The organism is Rhizobium sp. P1_E1 (assembly GCF_056406015.1).
In genome coordinates, this window is record NZ_JBFUAY010000007.1 from 78997 (window position 1) to 105522 (window position 26526).

Sequence of the window (26526 nt, forward strand, 5' to 3'; positions counted from 1 at the left end):
CCAGCAAAGGCAAGGGACGGGCGCCGCATGACGGGACAATTCAAGCGACTGGCAAAACGCGCAGCGATCGGCGCCGGGCTCGAGGTTTCCTGGCTGCTCGCCTCGGCCGGGCTGATGCAGGAAGCGCGCGGGCGCGGCGTCGTCTTCACGCTGCATCATGTCCGCCCGCACGTGCCAGAGGCCTTCGAGCCGAATGCGCATCTCGAAATCACCCCGCGCTTTCTCGACGCGGCGCTGCGGCGGTTGAGGCGGGAGGGTTATCGTTTCGTGCCGCTCGGCGAGGTGCCGGTGCTGCTGGCGGAGCCCGAGGGCGGAGCGCCGTTTGCTGCCTTCACGCTCGACGACGGATACAGCAACAATCTGGAACATGCGCTGCCGGTATTCGAGCGACATCAAGCACCGTTCACGGTATTCGTCGCCAAGGGTTTTGCCGAGGGCTCCCACAGCATCTGGTGGGAGACGCTGGCGATCCTCTTACGCCAGGTGCCGGAAATCCGCTTCGATTTCGGCCGCGGCATGGAGCGCTTGGTGCTCGACAGCCCGCAGCAGCAATGGCATGCCTTCGACCGCTTCGCCGCCTATATCCATCGCTCCGACGAGGCGCGCGCCGTCGCCGCCATCGATCTGCTGGCGCGGGAAAACGGCATCGAGCCGACGGATATCGTCCGCGAACTGGTGATGGGACCCGGCGAATTGCAATGGCTGGCGGCACATCCGCTCGCAACGCTCGGCGCCCATACGATCAGCCACCGCGCGCTGGCCCGGCTGCCGGAAGCCGAAGCACGAATAGAAATGCAGGCTTCGGCCGATTACCTCGAAGCGGTGACCGGTATCCGTCCCGAGACGATCGCCTATCCCTATGGCACGCCGGACGCTGCGACCGCCCGCGAGGCGCGCATCGCCCGCAATCTCGGCTTTACCCTCGCGGTCACCACGCAACCCGGGCGGCCGGCAGCGAAGCTGACCGGCTATCTCCCGCGCATTTCGCTCAACGGCTTCTACCAGAAGCGACGCTACGTCTCGGCGCTTGCCTCCGGCATACCGCTGAAACTGATGGGCAGGTAAAGCCCGTTACGGATACATCCGCACCTTGTCCCATTCGCCTTCCGGTGATGGTCGGCGGAATTCGACCCGGTCGTGCAGGCGGAATTTCTGGTCCTTCCAGAATTCGATCGAGGTCGGCCGGATGCGGAAGCCCGACCAGTGGGCGGGGCGCGGAATCTCGCCGATGGCATAGCGCGCGGTATATTCGGCCACCGCCTTTTCCAGCGCGAATCGGCTTTCGAGCGGACGGGATTGTTTGGAGGCCCAGGCGCCGATGCGGCTGCCGCGCGCACGCGTCTTGAAATAGTCGTCCGCTTCGGCATCGGTGACGATCTCGACGGGGCCGCGCAGCCTTACCTGGCGGCGCAGGCTTTTCCAGTGAAAGCACATGGCAGCCTTTTTCTGGCCAAGAATTTCGCGGCCTTTCTGGCTCTCGAAATTGGTGTAAAAGACGAAACCGTTGTCGTCGAATCCCTTCAGGAGAACCATGCGGACATTGGGAAGACCATCCTCATCGACCGTTGCCAGCGCCACCGCATTGGGGTCGTTGGGCTCGGACGCCTCGGCTTCTTTCAGCCATTCGGCAAAGAGCTTGAAGGGTTCGCCACTTTCGGTAAAGTCACCGCTTGTTAACTCGTTTGCCGACATATTGGTTCAAATGCCCCGGATTATTCAAAACTCGCCCAGCTTTTGATAACTGGACAGGATGCAGGGTGGAAGTCATAACAAAGTCATCTCGCCATACAAAGGGCCTGCGGCGACGCAGCCGCGCGTTCTTCGTCATCAGCACCGCGATGTTATCGCTTTCCGGCTGCGTCGGCGGCGGTATGGATTTCCTGAGTGACGCCAAGGTCGACCGGTCGGTGGCAACCGGCACCGTGCCGCAGACACCGCCGAGCACCGACACGCTTTCCGACGAGATGACCGTGCGCAATGCCGTCACCTCGGCCGATGTGCAAAGGCTCGAGGGCCAGCCGCTTCCCTGGGCAAATGCATCGACGGGCAGTGCCGGCGTCATCGATACGATCGTCGAGAACAACGAGTCCGGCCAGGTCTGCCGCCAGTTCCGCACGACCCGACATTCCTATGTCGGCATCGCCAAATTCTACGGCAAGACCTGCCTCGTCGGCGGCGGCAACTGGCAGCTTCTGAGTTTCCAGCCGGAGAGCTGATCTTCCCAAGTTAGTTCAAAATGTTACAGCGTCCCTTTGCGCGTTCGAAAAGACGCGGGGCGCCGTCACCAACAGGTTAACGCGCGGCCGCTTTCTGCCCAATGCTTAGCAAAGAGCTAACCATTCGCCGCGAAACACCCCACATGTCTCCACAGAAATAACAAGTGATTAGCAACTCCGCCGCAGGATCGGCGTTGAGAGTGGTTCTTCCTGCCTTTGTGGCGGGTGGCGCCACACACGTTTTATTGGACGGGGATGCCGGGCAAGGACGAGGCTTGCCGCATCGCAACACCGGCGGTTTTGACATGCGCGATCCTTATAAAATTCTGGGCGTCAGGCGCGACGCGGCAGTAGACGAGATCAAGGCGGCTTGGCGCAACATGGCCAAATCAGCCCATCCCGACCACAATCAGGACGATCCGACAGCGACGGCCCGGTTCGCCGAGATCGGCCGCGCCTATGAAACGCTGAAGGATCCGCGCAAGCGCAGCCTGTTCGACAATGCCCTGCGGATGGCCGAAGCCAAGAAGCACGAACAGACGATCATGCAGCAGCGCCAGGCCGCCCGCGAGGCGGCCGTGCGCGCCAAGGCGGCGCAGGCTAATGCCGAACGCGTGATGGAAGAATTGGCGCGCGCCGCACAGAAGGCTGCCGCCGACGGCCCCAGGCAACAGGCAGGTTCCGCTGAGGCCGCCRACGAGATGGTGGATCGCATTTTCGGCGCCCAGGCCCGCGCAGCTGCCAGTGGCCAAGCGCAGGGTCGCGCCCAGCAGACGCAATACCAGCAGGCCCAAAATCAACAGACACAAAACGCCCAGGGCGACGCCGGCAAGCGTATGGACGGCGATGCCGCCGAGGCCGACACCAAGGGCGACGAGGAAGCCGGCGAAGCTGCGGCAAATGCCGCCGCTAACCTGTCGCTGCCGCTCAGCATCCTGACAAATCTGGTGCGCCGTTTCACCGGCGCCAAGGATACGGGCCTCGAAAAGGCACCGGATGAGGTGACGACGGCGACGGTGACGATCGACGACGTGTTGAAGAGCGGCTGGATCACTGCGTCCCTGCCGGAGGGCCGTGAAATCGGCTTCGCATTGCCGGCAGGCACGACCGACGGTCACGAGATCAGGCTCAAGGGACAGGGTTTCAAACTGCCGGGCCTGCAGCGCGGCGACGCCGTCATCAACATTCGCATCGCGCCAGATCCGCGCTTCACGGTCGACGGTTTCGATCTGCACGCCGTGCTGCCGCTCAGCATCGAAAATGCCGTGCTCGGCACCGAGGCGCGCATCGAAGGACCGAGCGGGCCGCTGAACGTGACGATCCCGGCATGGTCCGGCTCGGACAAGACGGTTAGAATTCCCGGCCAGGGATTGCCCCGCGAAGAGGGCGGCAGAGGCGATCTCGTTGTCGAATTGCGCATTATCTTGTGGGAAAAACCCGACGATAAAATCACCGATCTCATGCGGAGCATGCGCGAAGGCCTGTTCCTATGAAATTTTTATGACATTCGCACCCTTTATTACGATCCCTAACAGTTGATGATCCCGGCCAAGCTTGAACCGATTAACGGCCTATGCCATAGGCAGGATCGATCAGAATCCTAGGGAGCGAAATATGGCTCAAGCATCCGGCCTCATGGCAGGCAAACGCGGCGTCATCATGGGTGTCGCCAACAATCGTTCGATTGCGTGGGGTATTGCCAAGGCCATTCATGCGCAGGGTGGAGAAGTCGCGTTCACCTATCAGGGCGATGCGCTGAAGAAGCGTGTCGAGCCGCTCGCCGCCGAAATCGGCGCGACGCTGGTCGGCCACTGTGACGTCGCCGACGAAGCCACCATCGATGAGGTTTTCGGGAACGTCGAAAAGCTGTGGGGCAAGATCGATTTCCTCGTGCATGCGATCGGCTTTTCCGACAAGGACGAGCTGACCGGCCGCTACGTCGACACCTCGGCTGACAACTTCGCCAAGACGATGCAGATCTCCGTCTATTCCTTCACTTCGGTCGCACGCCGCGCCGAGAAGCTGATGACGGATGGCGGCGCCATGCTGACGCTGACCTATTACGGCGCCGAAAAGGTGATGCCGAACTATAACGTCATGGGTGTGGCCAAGGCCGCGCTCGAAGCGAGCGTCAAGTATCTCGCCGTTGACCTCGGGCCGCAGAACATCCGCGTCAACGCCGTCTCGGCCGGACCGATCAAGACGCTTGCCGCCTCAGGCATCGGCGATTTCCGCTATATTCTGAAGTGGAACGAATATAACGCACCGCTGCGCCGCACCGTCACCATCGAGGAAGTCGGCGATGTCGGCCTCTATCTCCTGTCGGACCTGTCGCGCTCCGTCACCGGCGAAGTGCACCATGCCGACAGCGGCTATCATGTCATCGGCATGAAGGCGGTCGACGCGCCCGACATTTCCGTCATCAAGGACTAGAGCATTTCGAGCGGAGCTGAGACCGTGCTTATCTACGTGATCAGACACGGCCAGACTGCCTGGAATGCCGAGCGCCGCCTGCAGGGTCAGAAGGATATCCCGATGAATGCCACGGGCCTGGAACAGGCCCGGCAGAACGGCATCGCGCTTGCCGGGATTCTCGGCGACACGATCGACCAATTCGATTTCGTCGCCAGCCCGCTCGGACGCACACGCGCGACCATGGAGATCATGCGCAGCGCCATGGGCCTGCCACCGCTGGCCTATCGCACCGATCCGAGGCTGGTAGAAATTTCCTTCGGCGACTGGGAGGGCTCGACGATCAAGGAGCTGAAGGCGACGCAGCGTGAGCGGGTGGCGGAACGCAATGCCTCGAAATGGGATTTCATCCCGCCCGGCGATGATGCGGAAAGCTATGAAATTCTCTCCTGGCGGACCGGCTCATGGCTAAATTCCGTCGATCGTCCGACGGTTTGCGTGACACATGGCGGCGTCATCCGCACGCTTTTCCAGACAATCGCCGACCTGCCGAAAAGCACTGCTGCGGAAGGCGCAATCCCGCAGGACCGGATCATCAGGATCGAAACCTCGGAGCGGACGATCGTCTGGCTCTAGGCATTGCCAGCCAGCGATGCGCTCAACAGGTCGGATTGGGATGCGAACGAGCTGTTTGGCCTGTGCGGTCCAGGGAGGTTGCAGCGATCGGCGCTTACCTCACCTGATCGGTCTCCAGAGAACTGCCTATTTGACGATGTCGAGATCGTTGATGACGCGTTTGCCGTCGACCTCGGTATAGAAGACGATCACCTTCACGCCGGCTTCGAGGCCGTCGAAATTGAATTCCTCAGGCGCCTGATAGGTCTTGCCGTCATCGAGCGTCAGCACGAGGTTTGTTGTGTCGACCTTTTTGATCGTCGCCTCGACATCGGCGCTCTCGGCAAAACCGCTCATCGGTGACAGGAAGCTTGCTGTTGCCAAAAGCGTGGCGACGACGAAACGCATGGCGACAATCCTTTTAAGACGCTGCACGAGAACATGACTGGCCACAGATAAGCTCCTGAATATGGCGAAAATTGCCCGTAAGAATGGCTTTTCCCGCCCAATTGATGAATAGGATTTTAAATATAATCAAGATACCGCGTTAACCCGCGGTTTTTCCCTTCACATGATTTTTCGGCATCGCCGGCGGGCAATCGTAAATTAACCCGCGCGTCCTACAGTTGCTCGCCAACAGGGGAGTTTCATTTTGCTATCCAGGCTCAGCGACAGCAAGCAGTTGCGGCGCGTGTTGAAGAATACTCGCGTTTCGTTTCTGGTTTCGTCGCTTGTCGCCCTCGTCGTCATCATGGTCGGCTTCGGCCTCGACCGGGCCAATACTGCGTCTTATGTGCGCGAACTTCATATCCGCACCGAAAACGAGACGAATCTGATCCGCGCCCGGGTGATGGCCGAGATCAATTTGGACCTCAGCGTCGTCCGCGACCTTACGAACCTGATCTCCCTCAGCGCGGCCAACGGAGAGGAGATGGAGCGCCAGATCAACTGGCTGCTGATCCAGAACCCGTCCTTCATTCATATCGCCGTCGCCCCTGATTTCATCGTCCGCGACATCCACCCGCCGCAATCCGGCAATGAGCGGATCGGCCGCGACGTGCGCGAAACTCTCTTCTTCCGCCAGGTGATGACCAGCGCGGCCGGCGACCAGTCGGCGCGCTTCTACGGCCCGATCAGCATTGATAGCCGCGACGCCTTTGCCATCTTCTTCCCGGTTTTCGTCAGGGAGAACGGCGAGCGGCGGCTCTGGGGGGCAGTCGAGGTCGCGATCGACCAGACGATGTTCTACCAGGCGACCGGGCTGATGCCGGCACGCGACCGCGAGAACCGGGAACGCTATCCGCATCTCGACCATCTTTCGATCGCCATCCGCGATATCGGCGCGGCGGCCGCGACCAATGCTGCTCTGCCGCCGCCGTTCTTCGGTTCGTCCGATATCGATGACAAGCATCCGATGCGCCAGAAGATCGGCTTTGCCGGCGGCAAGTGGGAGCTTTCCGCGGTCCCGAACAGCGGCTGGAACGCGATACCCGAAAACCGCACCGAGTTGCGTCTGATCATCCTTGCCGCCGGCTTCATCATCATCGTGCCGATCTTCTTCGCCACACTTCTGCTCGGCGAGCGCAATCGCAATATTACCGCGCTGGAGAGGCGCGAGGCAAAATTGCTGGAACTGTCGCAGCGGCTCAATCTGGCGCTGGAATCCTCCAATATCGGCATCTGGGAGCTGGAGGATCATTCGAGCAGCCTGCTCTGGGACGCCCGCGCCGCGGCTCTGCACGGCAAAGCGGCGGCAGAAGGAAGCCGGCCGCTCGACGAATGGCTGGCGTCGATCCTGCCCGAGGATCGTGAAACCGCCGAAGTGCATTTCTTCAGCTGCAGCATTGCCGGCGCTGCCTGCACGGCGCAGTACCGCATCCTGTTTGGCGACGGTGGCATCCGCCACCTGCGCTCGGTCGGCGCCTTCTATACGGATGCCGGTGGCGTCAGCAAGACGATCGGCATCGTCTGGGACGTGACCGCCGATGCGGTGACCACCGACACGCTGCGCAAGGCCAAGGATATGAGCGAGGTCAAGAATGCCGAGCTGGAGCTGGCGCTTGAAGAGCTCTCAAGCCGCGAGGGGCAGCTGGCCGAGCTTTCCAGCCGGCTCGACCTGGCGCTCAACTCCTATCAGTGCGGCATATGGGAGGCGCGGCCTGGCCTCGGCGGCTCGATCTGGAACGAGCGGATGCACGAGCTCTACGGGCTTGCGCCGCGCAACGGCTTCATGACCGAGGAGATCTGGCTTAGCCGCATCCACCCCGAGGACCGGAGCCTGGCGCTCGAAAGCGCGCGTCACTTCAAGCGCAACGGCGATACGCACACCCTCGTCTGCCGCGTGATCGTCGACGACGGCTCGGTGCGCTATGTGCGCTCGGTCGGCAAGGTCCACCAGACGGGGACCGGCGAGATGAAGATCATGGGCATCGCCTTCGATGCCACCGAAGACGTGCTGATGACGATCCGGCTGAAGGCCGCCAAGGACGAGGCGGTCGCCAAGAATATCGAGCTCGAACTTGTCAAGAACAGGATCGAGCACAATTCGCTGCACGACCCGCTGACCGCACTCGCCAACCGCCGCAAGCTCGACATCGCACTCGAAAATCTCACCCATGACGGCCGGCAGCAGCGGCAGAAATTCTCGATCCTGCACATCGATCTCGACCGCTTCAAGGACATCAACGACACGCTCGGCCATGCCGCCGGCGATGCGATGCTGGTGCACGCCTCGAAGGTGCTCGCCAAGAATGTCCGCGGCAGCGATATCGTCGCCCGCATCGGCGGYGACGAGTTCGTCATCCTCGCCCTCGACGTCGGCGACAAGGAGATGGCGCAGCTTTCGACGCGGATCATCGAGGAGATGCGCCAGCCGATCGATTTCCAGGGCTTTTCCTGCCGCTGCGGCGTGTCGATCGGCATTGCGCTCGCCAACGGCATCCATGTCGATGCGCGCAAGGTGCTGATCAATGCCGACATCGCGCTCTACCGCGCCAAGAGCATGGGCCGCAACCGCTTCGAATTCTTCAATCACAATCTCCAGGCCGATATCATCAACACCAAGCGTACGGCCGACGAGATCCTCGCCGGCATCGACAATGGCGAATTCACCGCCTGGTATCAGCCGCAATTCTGCGCCCGGACGATGGAACTGACCGGCGTCGAGGCGCTGGTGCGCTGGAAGCATCCGTCCAAGGGACTGCTGACGCCCGACAAGTTCCTGCGCATCGCCGACGAGATCAATGTCGTGCAGATGCTCGACCGGATCGTGCTGGAAACGGCGCTGCACGACAAGATGCGCTGGACCGCTCGCGGCATTGCCGTGCCCAAGGTCTCGGTCAATGTTTCGGCCCGGCGGCTGCATGACGGCAGCCTGCTGGAATCGCTCGCCGACCTGCATATCCGTCCAGGCGAAATCTCCTTCGAACTGGTGGAATCGATCTTCCTCGACGAGAGCGAGGACGTCGTCTCGCAGAATCTCGAGCGCATCAAGGCGCTCGGCATCGATATCGAGATCGACGATTTCGGCACCGGCCATACCTCGATCGTCAGCCTGTTGAAGCTGAAGCCCAAGCGCCTGAAGATCGATCGCCAGCTGGTGCAGCCGATCGTCAACGCCTCGCAGGAGCGCGCACTCGTCAGCTCGATCATCGAGATCGCCCGCTCGCTCGGCGTCGAGACGGTGGCCGAAGGGGTGGAGACGGCAGCACATGCCGCACTGCTGCGCGATCTCGGCTGCGATATCCTGCAGGGCTATGCCTTTTCGCGGCCGCTCTCCTTCGACGATTTCACCAACGAAGCCACAGGTACGGGGTGGCGGCTGGCCTCGTGATCGCCGGCTGCCGATCGACCTCGTCCTGCCCCCTCCCCGCCCGCGCAGAGAGAGTGACGGCAGGATGCGCCGTCCATCCCCGACAACGAACGGAAACAGCATTTCCTGAGCTGGTGGTTTGGCGCAAAGAAAGGCTTTTGCCTCGGCGGGTTTTTGGCCTATGAGTGTCGCGCCTTTTCAAGCAATGGCGCGGCCGGCAGCGACCGGCTTTGGCGCGCCACCGTGGGAACACATGTCGCACAATACATTCGGTCACCTTTTCCGCGTAACCACCTGGGGCGAAAGCCATGGTCCGGCGCTCGGCTGCGTCGTCGACGGCTGCCCTCCGGGGCTGCGCTTCAAGCTCGAGGATCTGCAGGTCTGGCTCGACAAGCGCAAGCCTGGCCAATCCCGCTTCGTGACGCAGCGGCGCGAGGACGATCTGGTGAAGGTGCTGTCCGGCGTCATGCTGGACGCCGACGGCGCGACGATGACGACCACCGGCACGCCGATCTCCATGCTGATCGAAAACACCGACCAGCGCTCCAAGGACTACGGCGAGATCGCCAAACAATATCGCCCCGGCCATGCCGATTATACCTATGACCTCAAATACGGCATTCGCGACTATCGCGGCGGCGGCCGCTCCTCAGCGCGCGAAACCGCTGCGCGGGTTGCCGCCGGCGGCATCGCCCGCCTCGTCGTGCCAGGCGTTACCGTGCGCGGCGCGCTGGTGCAGATCGGTAAACACAAGATCAACCGCCGCAACTGGGATTGGGACCAGGTCGATCAGAACCCGTTCTTCTCGCCCGATGCCGCGATCGTGCCGGTCTGGGAGGAATATCTCGACGGCATCCGCAAGAATGGCTCCTCGATCGGCGCAGTCATCGAGGTGATCGCCGAAGGTGTGCCGGCCGGCCTCGGCGCGCCGATCTATGCCAAGCTCGACCAGGATATCGCCTCGCTGCTGATGTCGATCAACGCCGTCAAGGGCGTCGAAATCGGCAATGGTTTTGCCGCCGCCGAAACGTCAGGCGAAGACAATGCCGACGAGATGCGCATGGGCAATGACGGCACGCCGATCTTCCTTTCCAACAATGCCGGCGGTATTCTCGGCGGCATCTCCACCGGGCAGCCGGTGGTGGCGCGTTTCGCCGTCAAGCCGACCTCCTCGATCCTGACCGAACGCCAGTCGATCGATGCGGAGGGCAAGAATGTCGATATCCGCACCAAGGGCCGACACGACCCTTGCGTCGGCATCCGCGCCGTGCCGATCGGCGAGGCGATGGTCGCCTGCGCCGTCGCCGATCATTATCTTCGCGACCGCGGCCAGACCGGCCGTCTGAAATAGGAGCGCTCGTCTCATGTCTTATGACCAGAAGCGTGTCGTCGACGCCATCCGGGCCTTCGAGGCCGGCGAGATCGTCGTCGTCATGGACGACAATGACCGCGAGAACGAAGGCGACCTGATCGTCGCTGCCGTGCATTGCACACCTGAGAAGATGGCCTTCATCGTGCGCCACACCTCCGGCATCGTCTGCGCGCCGATGCCGAAGGAAGAGGCCAAGCGCCTCAACCTCAACGCCATGGTGGCGGAAAACGATTCGGCCCATACGACGGCCTTCACCGTCTCGGTCGATTTCAAGCACGGCACATCGACCGGCATCTCCGCCGACGACCGGACGCTGACGGTGCGCAACCTCGCCAATCCGAATGTCGGCGCTTCCGATTTCGTCCGTCCCGGCCACATCTTCCCGCTGGTTTCCCGCGAAGGCGGCGTGCTGATGCGCTCCGGCCATACGGAAGCTGCCGTCGACCTCTGCAAGCTCGCCGGCCTGCCGCTGATCGGCGTTATCTCAGAACTCGTCAACGACGACGGCACCGTCACCCGCGGCCCTGAGGTGGTGGACTTTGCCGAACAGCACGGGCTGAAGCTTGTTTCCGTCGCCGATCTGATCGCCTATCGCCAGCGCAAGGAAACGCTGATCGAGCTCGGCACCAGCTTCGACATCGAGACGCCGTTCGGCAAAGCCAAGGCCCATACCTATTCCCTGCCCTGGGACCCGATGCAGCATCTCGCCGTCGTCTTCGGCGACATCCGCGATGGTGTCGACATCCCGGTGCGCCTGCATCCGGAGAATGTCGCCGATGATCTCTTCGGCAAGAACAGCCCGGTCGATTTCTACATGCAGAAGATTGCCGAGCAAGGCCGCGGCGTCATCGTCTATCTGCGCGAAGGCTCGGTCGGCGTTGGTCATCACGACAACGGCCGCAAGGCCCGCAACCAGGGCCGCGAAGCCCATGCCGAAGCCCAGACGCGCGACAGCGAATGGCTGGAAATCGGCCTCGGCGCACAAATCCTCAGGGATCTCGGCGTCAGCTCGATCAAACTGCTCACCAGCCGCGAGCGCCACTATGTCGGCCTCGAAGGTTTCGGCATCAAGATCAGCACGACGGAGATCTGCTGAAGGCTTTTCCCTTCTCCCCAGCGGGGAGAAGGTGGCCCGAAGGGTCGGATGAGGGGGCCACACGGCACGCCATTTATTGCTCTTCGCTTACGCTCAGTGCATTCGCGGCTTTGCCGCTCACCCCCTCATCTGCCTACCGGCATCTTCTCCCCGCTGGGGCGAAGGGATACGTAGCAACGTCTCGGTCCTTTCACCTCGGTAGGAGCAAGATATATCGGACGAGATTCGCCTACCCTCTCCAGCCCTCGAGAAGCACGACTTTCTCCACACCGGCAAACCGCGCGACCCGGTCCAGCTCGGCTTCCAGTCTCTCCAGCCGCCCGGCTGACGGCTTGACGCCCGGCTCCAGCCAGAGCCGCTTGACGTCGAGCGTCGACTTCTTCCGATCCGCCTTCATGTCGATGCGGCCGATCAGCCTGTCGCCTTCGAGCAGCGGGAAGACGTAGTAGCCATATTCGCGCTTCGGCTCGGGCACGAAGATCTCGATGCGGTAGAAGAAGCCGAACAGGCGTTCGGTGCGGTTGCGGTCGCGGATCATCGGGTCGAAGGGGCTGAGCACGCGGACGCGCGGCGGAGCGCCGGGGTAAGTGTCGAGTGTCGACAGGAAATCGGTAAAAGCCCAGGATGGGCGCGCCTTGCCGCCAAGCGCCGGTTCGATCAACACTTCGATCAGTTCGTCGCGATGGGCTGATACCCAGGCCTTGGCCTCATCGGGCGAGACCAGGTTCCAGAAGGCTGATATCTCGCCATGGGTGGCGAAGCCGAGCCGGGTAAGCGCGCTGCGGCAGGCCCAGTCGACGAACTCCTCGCGACTCACCTCCGGCTCGCGGAACTCGGCCGGGATGACGCGTTCCGCCAGGTCATAGATCTTCTGGAAATTCGAGCGGCCGGCGATGGCGAACTTGCCGGTGTGCCAGAAATATTCGAGCGCCGTCTTGTTCGGATGCCAGTTCCACCAGCCGCCGGAAACGTGGCCGTCGGCCTTGATGTCGCGCGCCAGGATCGCGCCGTCGCGCTCAACGCGCTCATAGGTCTCCGCGAACGCCGCCTCGAAGCCCTCGCCGCGCCATTTGCGCCAGCGCTCGACGATCACCTTCTCCTGATGGCGGAACTTGTGCTTCCAATAGACGAAAAAGGCGCTCGGCAGGATGGAGGCGTCGTGCGTCCAGTGCTCGAACAGCGCGCCGTCCTTTTCGAGCAGCGCGGTCAGATGCTCGCGCCTGTAGGTCTGGTTGCGGGAAAACAGGATCTGATGATGCGCCCGCTCCACCGTCTGGATGCTGTCGACCTGGACGAAACCCAGTTCATGGATGAGCTGCAACAGGCCGGCCTTGGTCAGGGCGCGGTTCGGCGGGGCGCTGAGGCCCTGCTTGGCAAGAAAGACACGGCGGGCGTCGGAATTGGAAAGCAGATTCGTCATGACTGCATCATAATCCGGAAAATCTTCCTAGCCACCCGATATCGACAAGGAGATTTACTCTTTCATCACCCGAGATTCCCCGTATAGAAGCGGGATCGCGAGGATGCGAGGGATGGGTTTGGATATTCGTTTCGAAGGCGCCGGGGTCAGTTTCGGGGCGCGGGTGGCGCTGCAGCCGCTGACGCTTGGCATCAGTGGAAAACGCATCGGCGTCATCGGGCTGAACGGTTCGGGCAAGACCACTTTCGCGCGGCTGATCAACGGATTGACCAAACCATCGGTCGGCCGCGTCACCGTCAACGGCCGCGACACGAGCGATGAGAAGGCTGCTGTGGCCGATGTCGGTTTCATCTTCCAGTCGCCGCAGAACCAGATCATCCTGCCGATCGTCAAAGACGACATCGCCTTCGGGCTGAAGCGGCGCGGCTTAACCAAGGCGGAAATCGAGGCGAAGGTCGAGGGCGTGCTGGCCCGCTTCGGCGCTGAGGCGCTGGGCGATCGCCGCGCGCACGAGCTTTCCGGCGGCGAGCTGCAGGTGGCGGCCCTGTGCTCGGTGCTGGCGACGGGACCGGGCATTCTCATCCTCGATGAACCCACCAACCAGCTCGACCTCAAGAACCGGGCGTTGGTCGAAGGGATTATCGCCGGGCTGCCGGAAAGCGCCATCATCATCACGCACGACCTGGAACTGATCGCCGGTTTCGAGCGGGTTCTGCTGTTTCATGAAGGGCGGCTTGCCGCCGATGCGCCGGCTGCCGAGGCGATCGCCCGCTACAAGGAGATCGCCGCCTGATGCAATCGCTCTATGTCGAAGGCAACAGCGTGATGCACCGGCTTTCGCCGCGGGTAAAGCTGTTGTCGCTGACGGTCTTCGGCGTCGTGCTGTTCATCAGCGACAACATCCTGCTGCTTTCGATCGCCGTACTGCTGACGGCGGTTCTCTACCGGATGATCGGCCTGCCGTTTGCCGATGGGCTCAGGCGGCTGCGGCCGGTCTTCCTGACGATCGCGGTCGTGGCGCTTTTCAACCTCATCTTCAATCCCTGGCAGCAGGCGCTCGTGCCGCTGCTGCGGCTGACGGCATTGATGCTGCTTGCCGCCACCGTGACGGCGACGACGTCGATCACCGAGTTCATCGACGAAGTGACGGCGCTTGCCCGCCCGCTCGAACGCACCGGCTGGGTGCAGGCCGACGATATCGGCCTGGCGCTGGGGCTGGTGCTGCGTTTCGTGCCGGAGATCGTCGGCCGTTATCAGGCGATCCGCGAGGCGCATAAGGCACGCGGGCTGAAGGTCCGGCCGACGACGCTGCTTGCGCCGCTGATCATCCTGACCCTTAAGGATGCGGATAATATCGCCGCGGCGATTGACGCGCGCGGAATTCGGCGGCATGTGAGTTAACGATTGATAAACACGGAATTCATGATGAGCACTCGCGACCTCGTTCTTACCGCCCTCTTTGCCGCGATCATCGTGGCGCTTGGCCTGCTGCCGCCGATCTCGCTCGGCTTCATTCCGGTGCCGATCACCGCCCAATCCCTCGGCGTCATGATGGCCGGTGTCGTGCTCGGCGCCCGGCGCGGCGCGATTGCCGTGCTGATCGTGCTGGTTCTGGTCGCGATCGGCCTGCCGGTGCTTTCCGGTGGCCGCGGCGGGCTTGCGATCTTCGCGTCGCCAACGGCCGGCTTCCTGATCGGCTGGATCTTTGCCGCCTTCGTCACCGGCTATCTCAGCGAACGGCTGGTCAACGAACAGCAATCCGGCCTGGTGCAGACGGTGAGCTTCTTCCTCACCGCCATGGCCGGCGGCATCGTCGTGCTCTACGCTTTCGGCATCACCTATCTCGCCACCGTCGCCGGCTTCGGCTTCACGAAAGCCTTCGTCGGCTCGATGGCCTTCATTCCCGGCGACGTGATCAAGGCCTTCGTCGCAGCCCTGCTTGGCCGCGCCGTCATGGTCGGCTATCCCCTGCTGCCGTCGCGCGCCTGACGCATAGACCGGTCTTGTCTGGTGAATACCCCAACGGCCCCTTCGGGGGCCGTTGCGCTTAAAGACATGGAGCCTTTCACCAGAAGTCGCTTCCGGTCCGGATGAATGCGGGAACTTCCAAACCTTCTTTTCATTTGTCGCAACGAACATCCGTGAAGGAGAAATCATGCGAGGCGACCAGCAGGAGGAGATGGCTGCCTGGTTCCGGTCGCTGGATCCTGTCCAGCCGAAGGACATGGTCGGCCTCTGGAGCGGCGTCGGCATTCCGTCGGATCATCCACTGGACGGCGTGCTCGAGAATCTCAACTGGTTTGGCAAGCGCTTCCATTCCGACATGAGGGCGGACGCCCTGCTCTTCACGTGGAGACCGGGCCGACTGGTGGCGCTCGAGCCAAGCTTCTTACCCATCAGGCTGGCGATCAAGATAGCGCCCTTTGGCCGGACATTCGTCGCGCGCAGCTGGTTCTCATACCTGCAGAAGATGCTTCGAGCGAGAGGCACGACCGCTTCGTTACGGCTTCAGGCCTTTGACGGCATCGAAACGGCTGCGATGATCTACGACAAACAGCCGATCGTGGACTACTTCCGGAGGATTGACGATGGCGAGATTGCCGGAATGATGTGCGTTCGCGACGACCCTCGGCGGTTCTTCTTCAAGCTCCGGAAAGTGACGGACTGAGGTATGCAGCAAACGGCTGGCGCCTGGATAATCTTTCCTCAATCCAAAACGGGCTGAACATGCTATGAAAGCAGGGAAGAGGGCGAGATGACCGTCATCGATCGAAATCATGTTCAAGTCCGGGGCGATGGCCAGCGTGCGATGATCTTTTCGCATGGATTCGGGTGCGACCAGAATATGTGGCGCTTCGTGGCTCCGGCTTTTGAAGGCGACTTCAAGACAGTGCTGTTCGATCATGTTGGCGCGGGACGATCCGATCTCACGGCCTATGATGCCGGAAAGTATTCTTCATTGTCTGGTTATGCCGATGACCTCGTGGAAATTTGCCGCGCGCTTGGCCTGACGCAAACAGTCTTCGTCGGGCACTCCGTCAGCGCGATGATTGGCGTCATCGCCTCGCTTAAGGCACCGGACCTGTTTGAAAGCCTGATCCTTGTCGGGCCGTCGCCGCGCTATACCAACGACGATGACTATATCGGCGGCTTCAGCGCGACCGAGATAGACGAACTCCTGACATCGTTGGACGACAATCACTTGGGGTGGTCTGCCGCCATGGCGCCCGCCATCATGGGCAATCCGGATCGACCGGAACTTAGCGAAGAGCTGACAAACAGTTTCTGCCGCACCGATCCTGAGATCGCCAAGGCATTCGCACGGGTGACCTTCACGTCAGACAATCGCCGCGACCTTCCGCGCGTCACCGCCAGAACGCTGATCCTTCAATGCCGCGATGATATCATCGCCTCCGAAGAGGTCGGCGAATACGTCCATCAGCAGGTCCCGAATAGTCAATTGGTCGTGCTGAACGCAAGTGGCCACTGCCCTAACCTCAGCGCTCCCGACGAGGTCATCTCTGCAATCCGGCGGTTCGCCCGATGAGCGGTCCCGACACGCAGATCTCCATGCCGGCGGAAGACCTTGAGGACTTATACGAAAACGCGCCATGCGGCTATCTTTCGCTGCAGCCGGACGGGCGCATCGTCAAGGTGAACAAAACGCTGTCGACCTGGATCGGCATCCCTGCCGAGCAACTCCTTGGCAAACGACTTCACGACCTGCTCAACACCTCGGGCCGTATATTCTACGAAACCCATTTTGCGCCTTTGCTGCGCATGCAAGGGTTTTTCAACGAGGTTGCCCTCGATCTTGTGGCGGCGGACGGCAGAAAACTGCCTGTGCTCGCCAATGCCATGGAAAGACGTGCAGAAGACGGTGCCCTGCTTTTCACCCGTGTGACGATGTTCCAGGCTGCCGAGCGTCGCCGTTATGAACGGGAACTGGTCGAAGCGCGCGCGGCGGCGGACACGGCCGGTGCCATCGTCAAATCCCAGCTCGACTTCGAACAGCAAACCGCCGAGTTGCGGGAGCAGTTCATCGCCATCCTTGGGCATGACCTGCGCAACCCGCTTGCCTCGATTGCCGCTGCGGGGCGTATGTTGCGAAAGGAAGAGCAGACCGATCGCTCGACTAAAGTTCTCGATTTGATGCAGGGCAGCGTCGTTCGCATGTCTGGCCTGATCGACAACGTCCTCGACTTCGCGCGTGCACGATTGGGTGGCGGCATCGTGCTCGACAGGCGAACGGAGGAGCTCGAGCCGATCCTGCGGCAGGTCATCGAAGAACTCCGCTATAGTCACCTCGACCGCAGGATTGAGGTGAGCATCGAATTAGACGGCCCTATAAGTTGCGACAGCAGCCGGATTGGCCAGCTGGTGTCCAATCTCTTGGGAAATGCCCTGACCCATGGGACGCCGGACGAACCGGTGCGGCTATCTGCGGCAACCGTCGACGGAAGACTGGAGCTCTGGATCGCCAACGGCGGCGCTCCTATTTCCAGCGATGCGATGACGCGGCTTTTCCAGCCTTTCTTCAAAGGCGAAGGCGGCACAAGTCAAAGAGGATTGGGGCTGGGTTTGTATATCGCTTCGGAAATCGCCCGCGCCCATGGCGGGGCGATCACGGTCAGTTCCGGTGTCAACGAGACACGCTTCACCTTTGTGATGCCCTTGGATTGAACCGGACCGCACAGCTGCGCCGGCGTGGGCGACGTTCCGTTCTATGGCCGTCTCGATACCGCCTGGAATCCGGGCAACAAAAAACCGCCTTGAGGCGGTCGGGCATTCTATCGATTTCAGTTTGATTTAGTCTCCTCCTCCGCCATCTCCGCCACCGCCATCACAGCCGCCGTCGCCTGAGGCATCGAACCAGCCTCCACCTCCATCGCCGGAGCCTTCCGAATTGCCCCACCTGCGCTTGGTGTTTGCGGTGGTCTGGGTGGTGGCGCCTCTTTCTGCCCTTGCGATCAGCGCAAAGATCAGTGCGAAGCCTCCAACGAGCACGGTAACCACAAGAAATATCTCCAATCAGTCTCCTTCGTTTGTTTCAGGAAATCTTGTTTCCTGACTAAAATAGTAGATTATTTTCCCGCTCCCGGAAATAGCCTGAATATGAAACTTTCATGACACTTCAAACAGGCTTGAACTCTGCGCTGCCTAAGTTGCAGCACAGAGTATCTCGGACTGCCCCTTCAAGCCGCCGCCCTTTGCGGAAAGAGGACGGCTTGCGGGGCGGTTTTGACTCCAGCCACCATCAAGGGGTCCTGATAGAGGCGAGGAGACGGTATTCCGAGCCTGGAATGCAGCTTTGCGGCCGAGCTCGGCAGGAACGGCAGGAGGCAGCGGGCGATGATCGCAAGGCCGTGGACCTGCTCGGCCAGGGAAGCGCCAAGACGGGTCGCGGTCGCCTTCCGATCGTCCGGCGTGAGATCGCCAAGCAGGGCTTTCGCATCGGCCCATGGCGCGCGTTGTGCAAACCGCCTGTTCGCCGCGCCGATAAACGCGAAAATATCAGCGAGGCCGACATGGAGCTCGTAGGCCGCGAAGGCTCGAGCCATCTTCTCCGGAAGGCGGGCAGCCTCCTCCACGAACTCGCTGTCTGGCACCGGCGGAACGATGCCGTTGAACGAGGTAGACAGAAGGGCAAGGACCCGGTTGGCGAGATTTCCGAGCTGCCCTGCCAACTCTCCCGACCAGGCGGCTTCCAGACGCTCGTCTGAGAAATCGCCATCGTCACCCGAGCGTATATGCCGGAGCAGGTAATATCGCAGTGCGTCGGGCGTTGCGTAGGATTGGATGATGCGTTCCGGATCGATGCCGTTGCCGGCCGACTTGCCGATCTTCCGGCCGTCGACCGTGACGTAGCCGTGCACCAGGATCGACGAAGGTGGCGGCAGGCCTGCGGACAGCAAGATGGCCGGCCAGTAGATGGCGTGGAACTTGGAGATGCCCTTGCCGACGACGTGGATGCGTTGGCCGCCGTTCCAATAGTGCTGCAGCAGGGTTGGATCGGACCCGTGGCTGAGACCTGTGAGGTAGTTCGCCAATGCATCGAACCAGACGTAGACGACCTCATCCCCATCGGGGACGGGCACACCCCAGCCGCGCGCCCGTTCGGCGCTGCGCGACACGCTGATGTCGGTCAGGCCGCGCCGCAGCAGGGCAAGGACCTCGTTGCGACGATGGGCTGGAACGATCCGAAGCCCCCCGGTCTCGACGAGCTCAAGCAGCCGGTCGCCGTATCGCGAGAGGCGGAAGAACCAGTTCTCCTCACGGATGGTCTCAAGGGCAATGCCGTGTTCCGGGCAGCGCCCGTCATCGAGTTCCGACGGCTCGTAGAATTGCTCGCAACCGACGCAGTAGAGGCCCTCATAGGCCTTGCGATAGAGGTCGCCATTTTCAGCGCATGCCCTCCACAAGGCGTGGACGCAGGCAATATGCCTCGGATCGCGCGACGTGCGGACGAATTCCTCGTTGGAGATATCGAGCAGGCCGCCAAGGCTCTCGAACCTGTCGGCGTTGGCATTGACGAAGTCCCTCACCTCCTGTCCCGCGGCTTCCGCAGACCGGACATTCTTCAGGCTGTTATCGTCGGTTCCGCACTGGAACCGCACGTCGTGGCCGAGAAGGCGGAAATGGCGGGCATAGGCATCGGCCTGGACGAGCTCGAGAGCGAAGCCCACATGCGGCGCGGCATTCACGTAGGGGATGGAGGTGGTGATGTAGATCTTGTTCATCGGCGTTTCCTTTCGAAGGCTGTTAATGCCCGCGAGACGGATCGACCCATGAAAAGACCGCCTCGAGGGCGGTCGCTGGTGCATTCTGGACGCACGAAACCCGCCACGCTATGAGCGCGGCATCATCATCACGAAGGTGCTGATTACGGTGTTGTCCATGCGATTTTCCTAGCATCAAGAGCGGTTTCGAACAAGCGTGCTCGTTGGCGCCCATCGTCAAACCACGCAGCGGCAATTGAATCCGATTGTCAGGCAAGCTCGGCATAGTGGGCCAGCTTGTCTTGAAGCATGGCGAGAATGCGGTCCCGCCCCGGGTCGCGGACGCCCTTCAACCACGCGACCGATAGGGGAAGCTTGTTCATCGCCGCCATCCCTTCCATATCGAGAGCGATGTAACGGACGCCGCTGACGGCGAGCCGCGATGTCCATTGGGGTACGATCGCCAGCCCGATCTCCGCGGCCACGAGATTAACAATCGTCTGCTTTTCTTCAGCAAGCTGGGCCACCCGCGCCTGCAGTCCCGCCTCGATGAACAGCTTCATCGTCAGGTCGTGGCTATGCGGGCGCGACCGGCGCTCGGGGACGATCAACGGTTCGTCGGCGAGGTCTTCGATTCTCACGCTGGCTCTCGAAGCCAGTCGATGGTTCTCGGACATGGCGACGACCGCGGTCTCATGGAAGAGAAACATCGTCTTCAGCTTGGGGTCGACGATATCGGGGGCGCGGATGAATGCCAAATCCAATGAACCTGACAGGAGTTTCGGGATCAGCCTGATCGTCTTGTCTTCCGACAACTGCGTCGAGACGTCGGGACACTGCTGGCGGAAATCGTGCAACAGCATGGGGACGAGCCCTGCTGCCGCGCTGTCGATCGCCCCGATCCGCAGCACATCCGCTTTTGCCTGGCGGGAGGTGTGGAACCGTTGCTGAAGAGCTTCGGTCTTGGCCAGGATCTCCCGCGCGCCTTCCAGGAAGACGAGACCGTCTTCCGTCAACGAAACGCTGCGTGTCGTTCGCGCCATCAGCCGCGTCCCAAGGGATTCTTCAAGCAGGCGTATGTGCCGAGATAGCGATGCCGGCAGGAGGCCAAGCTTTTGAGCCGCCCGCCCGAAATGAAGCTCGTCCGCTACCGACACGAAACATCGAAGCTGGTTCAGGTCCACGAACGTCTGCTCCAGAGTTCGATTATATCAAATTTTTATATATTCCTGTGTCGCTTGAGGATCAAGCCGGCGGTGGTCATAGATATTCGCAAGCGCAGGAGGTGCGCTTCGTTTATCGTCCAATCTGGGAGGAGACCGTCGTGACTCACGACTTGGAAACGCGCGTCTTGCGCAAAATCACATTCCGCATCGTACCGTTCATCATGCTGCTGTATTTCATCGCGTTTCTCGACCGCGTGAATATCGGCTTTGCCGCCCTGACGATGAACCAGGACCTCGGCTTCTCGTCGACCGTCTTCGGCATCGGTGCGGGCATCTTCTTCGTCGGCTACTTCCTCTTCGAAGTTCCCTCGAACCTCATTCTCAACAAGGTCGGCGCCCGCATCTGGATCGCCCGGGTGATGATCACCTGGGGGATCGTCTCGGGCCTCATGGCTCTGGTGCAGGGGACGACCAGCTTCTACGTCCTGCGCTTCCTTCTCGGCGTCGCCGAAGCGGGCTTTTTCCCCGGCATCATCCTCTATCTCAGCTTCTGGTTCCCCGCCCGCCGCCGCGCCGCGGTGACCGCGATCTTCATGGCCGCAGCACCGCTCTCCACGGTCCTCGGCTCGCCGATCTCCGGTGCGCTGATGGAAATGCACGGCCTTCTCGGCCTTGCCGGCTGGCAGTGGATGTTCCTGATCGAGGCAGCCCCAGCCATCATCCTTGGTGTCGTCGTCCTGTTCTATCTCACCGATCGTCCGGAAAAGGCGAAATGGCTGACGGACGAAGAGCGCAGCTGGCTCGTCAAAACGATGAATGCGGAGCAGGCAGGCAAAAGCAAGGCCAGCCACAGCATCCTGGCAGGACTGGCCGACATCCGCGTGATTGCCCTCGCCCTGGTTTATTTCGGCACCTCTGCCGGGCTTTACACCCTCGGCATCTGGGCTCCGCAGATCATCAAGCAGTTCGGCCTACCGGCACTCCAGGTCGGCTTCATCAATGCTATTCCCGGTATCTTCGCCGTCATTGCCATGGTTCTTTGGGCACGTCATTCCGACAAGACCGGCGAACGGACATGGCACGTCGTCGGAGCCTGCCTGCTGGCAGCCGCAGGACTGGCCTTCGCAACGGGTGCGACCAGCGTATTCACCGTTCTGATCGCTCTCACCCTCGTCAATATCGGCATCAGCTCCTCGAAGCCGCCGCTCTGGAGCATGCCGACCCTCTTCCTTTCCGGCCCGGCTGCGGCGGCCGGTATCGCCACCATCAACTCCATCGGCAACCTCGGCGGCTTCGTCGGTCCGTCGATGATCGGGTGGATCAAGGATACGACCGGGAGTTTCGCCGGTGGCCTCTACTTCGTCGCCGGGCTTCTGCTGATCTCGGCAATCCTCACCCTCGTCCTGGCACGGTCCGGCCCCAAAGCGGCTGATACCCGCGCCGCCAGTCAACACTGACCACAGCTGACCCAATCGGAGAATACCAATGCGTGAATATGCAATCGCCACCATCCCCGCTGACGGCATCGGCCCTGAAGTCATCGCTGCCGGTACACGTGTCCTGGCTGCTATCGAGAAGCGCGAGGGCGGGATCAAGTTCAATCTCGAGAATTTCGACTGGGGATCCGACTATTACAAAAAGCACGGCGTCATGATGCCGACCGACGGCTTGAAGCAGCTGAAGAAATTCGACGCCATCTATTTCGGCGCCGTCGGAGCGCCTGATGTTCCCGACCACGTCACGCTCTGGGGTCTGCGGCTGCCTATCTGCCAGGGCTTCGACCAATATGCGAATGTTCGCCCGACGAAGATTTTGCCCGGGATCACGCCGCCGCTGCGCAACTGCGGCCCGGGCGATCTGGACTGGGTTATCGTCCGCGAAAACTCCGAAGGCGAATATTCCGGTCACGGCGGCCGTGCGCACAGGGGGCTGCCGGAAGAGGTTGGCACTGAGGTCGCCATCTTCACCCGCGTCGGCGTCACCCGCATCATGCGCTATGCGTTCAAGCTCGCCCAGTCCCGGCCGCGCAAGTTCTTGACCGTCGTCACCAAGTCCAATGCCCAGCGGCACGGCATGGTAATGTGGGATGAAATCGCGGCCGAAGTGGCCGAGGAATTCCCTGACGTCACCTGGGACAAGATGCTCGTCGACGCCATGACCGTCCGCATGACCCTCAACCCCAGGAGCCTCGACACTATCGTCGCCACCAATCTTCATGCCGATATCCTCTCGGACCTTGCAGGCGCGCTCGCAGGCAGCCTCGGCGTCGCGCCGACCGCCAACATCGATCCGGAACGCCGCTTCCCGTCGATGTTCGAACCGATCCATGGCTCTGCTTTCGACATCACGGGCAAGGGCATCGCAAACCCGGTGGCGACCTTCTGGACAGCGGCGCAGATGCTCGACCATCTCGGTGAAACAGATGCATCCGCACGCCTGATGCGGGCCGTCGAACGCGTGACCGGGGCCGGCATATTGACGCCTGACGTCGGTGGAACGGCCAATACCAAGGAAGTCACCGACGCGGTCGTCGATGCGATCCACGCATCGAACGTCTGAACGACGATGTACTGGACCGATCAGAAAGCACGGGCAACGCTGCATCAGATCTTTGATGCAGCGGTCGAAAGCGCCAGTCCCCAGCGGGCGGTTCTCGAAAACCTCCCGGACAAGCCAACGGGCCGATGCATCGTCGTCGGCGCCGGTAAGGCATCGGCGGCCATGGCGGCCGCTCTCGATAGCGCCTGGCCGGATGTCGATCTCTCCGGTGTTGTCGTGACACGCTATGGTCACGCGGTGCCTGCCGGTCGTATCCGCATCATCGAGGCATCGCACCCCGTTCCGGATGCGATGAGCGAAAGGGCGGCTGCCGATGTCTTGCAAGCCGTTCGCGGGCTGACACCGGACGATCTCGTGGTTGCTCTCGTCTCTGGCGGCGGGTCGGCGCTTCTGGTCGCTCCGGCGGGCGGCATGACCTTGGCGGACAAGCAGAGCGTCAATCGTGCGCTTCTGGCGAGCGGCGCGACGATCACCGAGATGAACGCCGTTCGCAAGCACCTCTCGCGTATCAAGGGAGGCCGTCTCGGGCTGGCCGCCCGGCCCGCGAAAGTCGTTACCCTGGTCATTTCCGATGTGCCGGGCGATGATCCTGCATCCATCGCATCCGGCCCGACGATCGCCGATGAAAGCACGATCGACGAGGTTCGCGGCATCATATCCCGCTACAGGATCGTTCTGCCCGACACGGCACGCTCCGTCCTCAAAAGCGGCGACGAGACGCCGAAACCCGCGGATCTCGCAAGCGATGTCCGCATCATCGCTGCCCCCTCGCTCGCCCTGGATAGTGCAGCGAAAGCCGCCGCCAACGCGGGCCTGCAAACACTTGTCCTCGGCGACGCCATCGAGGGAGAGGCGCGCGAGCTCGGTACGGTGATGGCGGGCATCGCCTTATCCGCAAAGACCAAGGGGCTTCCGGTTCGCGGGCCCGCCGTCCTTCTGTCGGGCGGCGAAGGGACGGTTACGATCGGCTGCGAGCCCGCGGGGCGCGGTGGCCGCAACACCGAATTCCTTCTCGGCCTTGCGGTGGCCCTCAAGGGACATGCCGGAATATGGGCGATTGCTGGCGATACCGACGGCATCGATGGCACCGAAGATGCAGCGGGGGCCGTCGTCACGCCCGACACGTTGGAGCGCGGCCGTAAGAAGGGCCTTGATGCCCGAGCCTATCTCGCTTCGCACGACAGCTATTCATTCTTCGACGAGATCGGGGATCTGGTCAAAACCGGGCCGACCCTGACCAATGTCAACGATATCCGAGCCATACTCATCGTCTGAAACGGCGACCAAGCCTGAGGAAATTTCGATGCATCGCAATCGCAGGGCCAAGATCGTGGCGACTGTCGGGCCGGCAAGCGCGTCTCCCGACATGCTGAAGTCACTGTTCGAAGCGGGCGTCGACACGTTTCGCCTCAACTTCAGCCACGGCTCACACGAGGATCATGCGGCTGTCTTCAGATCGATCCGCGCCTTGGAAAGAGAAACGGGAAGACCGATCGGTATCCTGCAGGATCTTCAGGGTCCGAAAATCCGTGTCGGACGAATTCGAAACGGCGCAATTTCGGTTTCGAAAGGCGATCGGATCCGCTTCGTTCCAGGAACAGACGAGGGCATAGCGGATTCCATTCCCCTCCCCCATCGTGAGATATTCGCAGCCGTCAAGCCGGGCGATGACCTGCTGATTGATGACGGCCGCGTCAGGGTTCGGATCGATGGCGTCGGAGCTGAAACGATAACGGCGGAGGTCGTGGTCGGCGGGGTGATTTCCGACCGCAAGGGCGTCAATATTCCCGGGGCAATTCTCGACATCTCGCCTTTGACTGAGAAGGACAGGCGCGACTTGGAGTTCGGGCTGGAACTCGGGGTCGACTGGGTCGCCCTCTCCTTCGTTCAGAAGGCCAGCGACATGATGGAGGCGCGCGCGCTCGTCAGTCAGCGGGCCGGGCTGATCGCCAAGATCGAGAAGCCTTCGGCGCTCGATCAGATCGACGATATCATTCGTCTTTCGGACGGCATCATGGTGGCGCGCGGCGATCTCGGCGTCGAAATTCCGCCAGAGGAGGTTCCCGGCCGTCAGAAGGAACTCATTCGCGCCTGCCGCCTTGCCGTCAAACCCGTCATTGTCGCCACCCAGATGCTGGATTCGATGGTGGCCGCGCCGACGCCAACACGGGCGGAAGCCTCCGACGTCGCCATGGCGATTTATGACGGAGCAGATGCGGTGATGCTGTCTGCCGAATCCGCGACCGGCAGATTTCCCCGCGAGACGGTGGAGATCATGGACCGCATCATCCGGAGTACCGAGGGCCACAAGCTCTACCGCTCGCTGATTGCCGCGTCCGAGCCGGACATCGAACCGTCACCACCCCACGCCGTGGCGGCCGCCGCTGCCGACCTGGCAACCGCCATCAACGCGCCATTGATCGCGGCCTTTACATCCCGCGGCATAACCGCCGCCAGAATTGCCCGCAAGCGACCATCGTTGCCCATTCTTGCCATCACGCCTGACGAGCTGGTCTCCAGGCAGCTTTGTCTTCTTTGGGGGGCTGTCAGTATCCATTCCAAGGAGATCGTTACCTACGAAGACACGATCGACTACGCCCGGCAGATGGCGGGCAGATCCGGATTATCCTCACCCCACGACAATATCGTGGTGGTTGCCGGCATCCCCTTCGGTCGACCGGGAACGACAAACAATTTGCGGGTGGTTCAATTGAAGGAGGAAACACCGTCCGAGGCGGTGCTCGATCTGCACTCGCTTTCGGACCGCGCTGCCCCTTGAGAAAGGACTGGCTCTAGGCGCGGATTGTTACAGACCCGTTGCCGATCGAGCGGCATGCCGATATGCTGCCGGTGTCGGAAAAGGCAGACTTGGTTTGGTAAGCCCAAGTCCTTCTGGAAACGGAAGCTCTGTCCCCTGCCCCAGGCATGAGACCCCGCGACGAACGTCGGACGCTGAGAGCGCCCACCCGTTCGTCCGTGTGGTTGTCAGAACGACGAACTGCTCCGGTCGAACGACCATAAGGAGCCGTTCATGAATAATCGCCACCCAACGTCTTTTCTCTTCGATGTCGTGATTGCAGGCGCCGGGCCGGTCGGCTTGTTGCTGGCCTGCGAGCTCAGGCTTGCGAGGGTCTCCGTGC

Annotated in this window: 24 protein-coding genes; 18 read left to right on the forward strand and 6 right to left on the reverse strand. The window is 61.7% G+C overall.

What is annotated here, in order from left to right; all coding sequences use genetic code 11:
* Positions 1 to 27 precede the first annotated feature (27 nt).
* Complete coding sequence (locus AC1D1Z_RS05140; protein WP_427149204.1) at positions 28 to 1065, forward strand: polysaccharide deacetylase family protein; 1038 nt, start codon at positions 28 to 30, stop codon at positions 1063 to 1065.
* A 6-nt stretch (positions 1066 to 1071) separates the two neighbouring features.
* Here the strand turns inward: AC1D1Z_RS05140 and pdxH are convergent, their stop codons facing one another.
* Positions 1072 to 1692 carry a pyridoxamine 5'-phosphate oxidase gene (gene pdxH / locus AC1D1Z_RS05145; RefSeq protein ID WP_018245083.1) on the reverse strand — a complete coding sequence of 207 codons (621 nt, stop codon included), beginning with the start codon at positions 1690 to 1692 and terminating at the stop codon, positions 1072 to 1074.
* Between the two features lie 65 nt (positions 1693 to 1757).
* Between pdxH and AC1D1Z_RS05150 the strand changes: the two genes are divergently transcribed.
* The 4 genes from AC1D1Z_RS05150 to AC1D1Z_RS05165 all read left to right on the forward strand — a co-directional run bounded on the left by AC1D1Z_RS05150 (position 1758) and on the right by AC1D1Z_RS05165 (position 5264).
* A complete protein-coding gene (locus AC1D1Z_RS05150; protein ID WP_018245082.1) occupies positions 1758 to 2216 on the forward strand; it encodes an RT0821/Lpp0805 family surface protein in 459 nt (152 codons plus the stop codon).
* A gap of 275 nt (positions 2217 to 2491) precedes the next feature.
* Positions 2492 to 3709 (forward strand): J domain-containing protein, encoded by a 1218-nt coding sequence (locus tag AC1D1Z_RS05155; protein ID WP_477849706.1) that lies wholly within the window; start codon positions 2492 to 2494, stop codon positions 3707 to 3709.
* Positions 3710 to 3830: 121 nt separating this feature from the next.
* Positions 3831 to 4649, forward strand: coding sequence for an enoyl-ACP reductase FabI (gene fabI / locus AC1D1Z_RS05160; protein WP_018245080.1), 819 nt, complete (start codon positions 3831 to 3833; stop codon positions 4647 to 4649).
* Positions 4650 to 4673: 24 nt separating this feature from the next.
* Positions 4674 to 5264 carry a histidine phosphatase family protein gene (locus AC1D1Z_RS05165; RefSeq protein ID WP_018449304.1) on the forward strand — a complete coding sequence of 197 codons (591 nt, stop codon included), beginning with the start codon at positions 4674 to 4676 and terminating at the stop codon, positions 5262 to 5264.
* Positions 5265 to 5390: 126 nt separating this feature from the next.
* On the opposite strand, the gene AC1D1Z_RS05170 is transcribed toward AC1D1Z_RS05165, so the two are convergent.
* On the reverse strand, positions 5391 to 5651 hold the full coding sequence (locus tag AC1D1Z_RS05170) for a DUF1344 domain-containing protein (protein ID WP_018449305.1): 261 nt from the start codon (positions 5649 to 5651) through the stop codon (positions 5391 to 5393).
* Between the two features lie 244 nt (positions 5652 to 5895).
* On the opposite strand from AC1D1Z_RS05170, the gene AC1D1Z_RS05175 reads away from it, so the two are divergent.
* The 3 genes from AC1D1Z_RS05175 to ribB all read left to right on the forward strand — a co-directional run bounded on the left by AC1D1Z_RS05175 (position 5896) and on the right by ribB (position 11522).
* Positions 5896 to 9075 (forward strand): bifunctional diguanylate cyclase/phosphodiesterase, encoded by a 3180-nt coding sequence (locus tag AC1D1Z_RS05175; RefSeq protein ID WP_446965567.1) that lies wholly within the window; start codon positions 5896 to 5898, stop codon positions 9073 to 9075.
* Between the two features lie 232 nt (positions 9076 to 9307).
* Positions 9308 to 10405, forward strand: coding sequence for a chorismate synthase (gene aroC, locus AC1D1Z_RS05180; protein WP_026231122.1), 1098 nt, complete (start codon positions 9308 to 9310; stop codon positions 10403 to 10405).
* A 13-nt stretch (positions 10406 to 10418) separates the two neighbouring features.
* Positions 10419 to 11522, forward strand: coding sequence for a 3,4-dihydroxy-2-butanone-4-phosphate synthase (ribB, locus tag AC1D1Z_RS05185; RefSeq protein WP_130715746.1), 1104 nt, complete (start codon positions 10419 to 10421; stop codon positions 11520 to 11522).
* Between the two features lie 229 nt (positions 11523 to 11751).
* Here the strand turns inward: ribB and AC1D1Z_RS05190 are convergent, their stop codons facing one another.
* A complete protein-coding gene (locus AC1D1Z_RS05190) occupies positions 11752 to 12942 on the reverse strand; it encodes a winged helix-turn-helix domain-containing protein (RefSeq protein WP_018449309.1) in 1191 nt (396 codons plus the stop codon).
* 118 nt (positions 12943 to 13060) lie between these two features.
* Here AC1D1Z_RS05190 and AC1D1Z_RS05195 point away from each other — a divergent pair, with 118 nt between their 5' ends.
* The 6 genes from AC1D1Z_RS05195 (at position 13061) to AC1D1Z_RS05220 (ending at position 17625) form a co-directional block, all read left to right on the forward strand.
* Entirely contained in the window at positions 13061 to 13735 is a 675-nt protein-coding gene (locus tag AC1D1Z_RS05195) for an energy-coupling factor ABC transporter ATP-binding protein (RefSeq protein WP_446973114.1), read from the forward strand.
* Positions 13735 to 14343 carry an energy-coupling factor transporter transmembrane component T family protein gene (locus AC1D1Z_RS05200; RefSeq protein ID WP_477849711.1) on the forward strand — a complete coding sequence of 203 codons (609 nt, stop codon included), beginning with the start codon at positions 13735 to 13737 and terminating at the stop codon, positions 14341 to 14343. The genes AC1D1Z_RS05195 and AC1D1Z_RS05200 overlap by 1 nt, the downstream gene beginning before the upstream one ends.
* A 24-nt stretch (positions 14344 to 14367) precedes the next feature.
* The gene (locus AC1D1Z_RS05205) at positions 14368 to 14931 is read left to right on the forward strand and encodes a biotin transporter BioY (protein ID WP_018245071.1); all 564 of its coding nucleotides are present in this window, start codon (positions 14368 to 14370) and stop codon (positions 14929 to 14931) included.
* A 166-nt stretch (positions 14932 to 15097) separates the two neighbouring features.
* Positions 15098 to 15610 carry a GXWXG domain-containing protein gene (locus AC1D1Z_RS05210; RefSeq protein WP_065277959.1) on the forward strand — a complete coding sequence of 171 codons (513 nt, stop codon included), beginning with the start codon at positions 15098 to 15100 and terminating at the stop codon, positions 15608 to 15610.
* 87 nt (positions 15611 to 15697) lie between these two features.
* Positions 15698 to 16489, forward strand: a complete 792-nt coding sequence (locus tag AC1D1Z_RS05215) for an alpha/beta fold hydrolase (RefSeq protein WP_477849713.1) — start codon at positions 15698 to 15700, stop codon at positions 16487 to 16489.
* Complete coding sequence (locus tag AC1D1Z_RS05220) at positions 16486 to 17625, forward strand: PAS domain-containing sensor histidine kinase (protein WP_477849715.1); 1140 nt, start codon at positions 16486 to 16488, stop codon at positions 17623 to 17625. Before AC1D1Z_RS05215 ends, AC1D1Z_RS05220 begins: the two co-directional genes overlap by 4 nt.
* A gap of 126 nt (positions 17626 to 17751) precedes the next feature.
* Here AC1D1Z_RS05220 and AC1D1Z_RS05225 read toward each other — a convergent pair whose 3' ends face one another.
* The 3 genes from AC1D1Z_RS05225 to AC1D1Z_RS05235 all read right to left on the reverse strand — a co-directional run bounded on the left by AC1D1Z_RS05225 (position 17752) and on the right by AC1D1Z_RS05235 (position 20845).
* A complete protein-coding gene (locus AC1D1Z_RS05225) occupies positions 17752 to 17973 on the reverse strand; it encodes a hypothetical protein (RefSeq protein WP_104891238.1) in 222 nt (73 codons plus the stop codon).
* Positions 17974 to 18137: 164 nt separating this feature from the next.
* Positions 18138 to 19682, reverse strand: coding sequence for a methionine--tRNA ligase (gene metG, locus AC1D1Z_RS05230; protein ID WP_283186125.1), 1545 nt, complete (start codon positions 19680 to 19682; stop codon positions 18138 to 18140).
* 248 nt (positions 19683 to 19930) lie between these two features.
* The gene (locus AC1D1Z_RS05235; protein WP_446949754.1) at positions 19931 to 20845 is read right to left on the reverse strand and encodes a LysR family transcriptional regulator; all 915 of its coding nucleotides are present in this window, start codon (positions 20843 to 20845) and stop codon (positions 19931 to 19933) included.
* A gap of 47 nt (positions 20846 to 20892) precedes the next feature.
* Between AC1D1Z_RS05235 and AC1D1Z_RS05240 the strand changes: the two genes are divergently transcribed.
* Genes AC1D1Z_RS05240 through pyk form a run of 4 tightly spaced genes read left to right on the forward strand, consistent with a single transcriptional unit; the run spans position 20893 to position 26165 of the window.
* Positions 20893 to 22284: an MFS transporter gene (locus AC1D1Z_RS05240; RefSeq protein ID WP_446959788.1), complete on the forward strand. Its 1392-nt coding sequence runs from the start codon at positions 20893 to 20895 to the stop codon at positions 22282 to 22284.
* A 28-nt stretch (positions 22285 to 22312) separates the two neighbouring features.
* Positions 22313 to 23386 carry a tartrate dehydrogenase gene (locus AC1D1Z_RS05245; protein ID WP_018449318.1) on the forward strand — a complete coding sequence of 358 codons (1074 nt, stop codon included), beginning with the start codon at positions 22313 to 22315 and terminating at the stop codon, positions 23384 to 23386.
* A gap of 6 nt (positions 23387 to 23392) precedes the next feature.
* Positions 23393 to 24661, forward strand: a complete 1269-nt coding sequence (locus AC1D1Z_RS05250; protein ID WP_477849720.1) for a glycerate kinase type-2 family protein — start codon at positions 23393 to 23395, stop codon at positions 24659 to 24661.
* A gap of 28 nt (positions 24662 to 24689) precedes the next feature.
* A complete protein-coding gene (gene pyk / locus AC1D1Z_RS05255) occupies positions 24690 to 26165 on the forward strand; it encodes a pyruvate kinase (RefSeq protein ID WP_477849722.1) in 1476 nt (491 codons plus the stop codon).
* The last annotated feature ends 361 nt before the right edge of the window (positions 26166 to 26526 follow it).

What these genes read in the sequence shown, in the direction of transcription:
- AC1D1Z_RS05210 (WP_065277959.1), top strand. Translation starts at nt 15,098, where the DNA reads ATGCGAGGCGACCAGCAGGAGGAGATGGCTGCCTGGTTCCGGTCGCTG.
- aroC (WP_026231122.1), top strand. Translation starts at nt 9,308, where the DNA reads ATGTCGCACAATACATTCGGTCACCTTTTCCGCGTAACCACCTGGGGC.
- AC1D1Z_RS05140 (WP_427149204.1), top strand. Translation starts at nt 28, where the DNA reads ATGACGGGACAATTCAAGCGACTGGCAAAACGCGCAGCGATCGGCGCC.
- metG (WP_283186125.1), bottom strand. Translation starts at nt 19,682, where the DNA reads ATGAACAAGATCTACATCACCACCTCCATCCCCTACGTGAATGCCGCG.
- AC1D1Z_RS05220 (WP_477849715.1), top strand. Translation starts at nt 16,486, where the DNA reads ATGAGCGGTCCCGACACGCAGATCTCCATGCCGGCGGAAGACCTTGAG.
- AC1D1Z_RS05250 (WP_477849720.1), top strand. Translation starts at nt 23,393, where the DNA reads ATGTACTGGACCGATCAGAAAGCACGGGCAACGCTGCATCAGATCTTT.
- AC1D1Z_RS05200 (WP_477849711.1), top strand. Translation starts at nt 13,735, where the DNA reads ATGCAATCGCTCTATGTCGAAGGCAACAGCGTGATGCACCGGCTTTCG.
- pdxH (WP_018245083.1), bottom strand. Translation starts at nt 1,692, where the DNA reads ATGTCGGCAAACGAGTTAACAAGCGGTGACTTTACCGAAAGTGGCGAA.
- pyk (WP_477849722.1), top strand. Translation starts at nt 24,690, where the DNA reads ATGCATCGCAATCGCAGGGCCAAGATCGTGGCGACTGTCGGGCCGGCA.
- ribB (WP_130715746.1), top strand. Translation starts at nt 10,419, where the DNA reads ATGTCTTATGACCAGAAGCGTGTCGTCGACGCCATCCGGGCCTTCGAG.
- AC1D1Z_RS05190 (WP_018449309.1), bottom strand. Translation starts at nt 12,942, where the DNA reads ATGACGAATCTGCTTTCCAATTCCGACGCCCGCCGTGTCTTTCTTGCC.
- fabI (WP_018245080.1), top strand. Translation starts at nt 3,831, where the DNA reads ATGGCTCAAGCATCCGGCCTCATGGCAGGCAAACGCGGCGTCATCATG.
- AC1D1Z_RS05245 (WP_018449318.1), top strand. Translation starts at nt 22,313, where the DNA reads ATGCGTGAATATGCAATCGCCACCATCCCCGCTGACGGCATCGGCCCT.
- AC1D1Z_RS05205 (WP_018245071.1), top strand. Translation starts at nt 14,368, where the DNA reads ATGAGCACTCGCGACCTCGTTCTTACCGCCCTCTTTGCCGCGATCATC.
- AC1D1Z_RS05215 (WP_477849713.1), top strand. Translation starts at nt 15,698, where the DNA reads ATGACCGTCATCGATCGAAATCATGTTCAAGTCCGGGGCGATGGCCAG.
- AC1D1Z_RS05170 (WP_018449305.1), bottom strand. Translation starts at nt 5,651, where the DNA reads ATGCGTTTCGTCGTCGCCACGCTTTTGGCAACAGCAAGCTTCCTGTCA.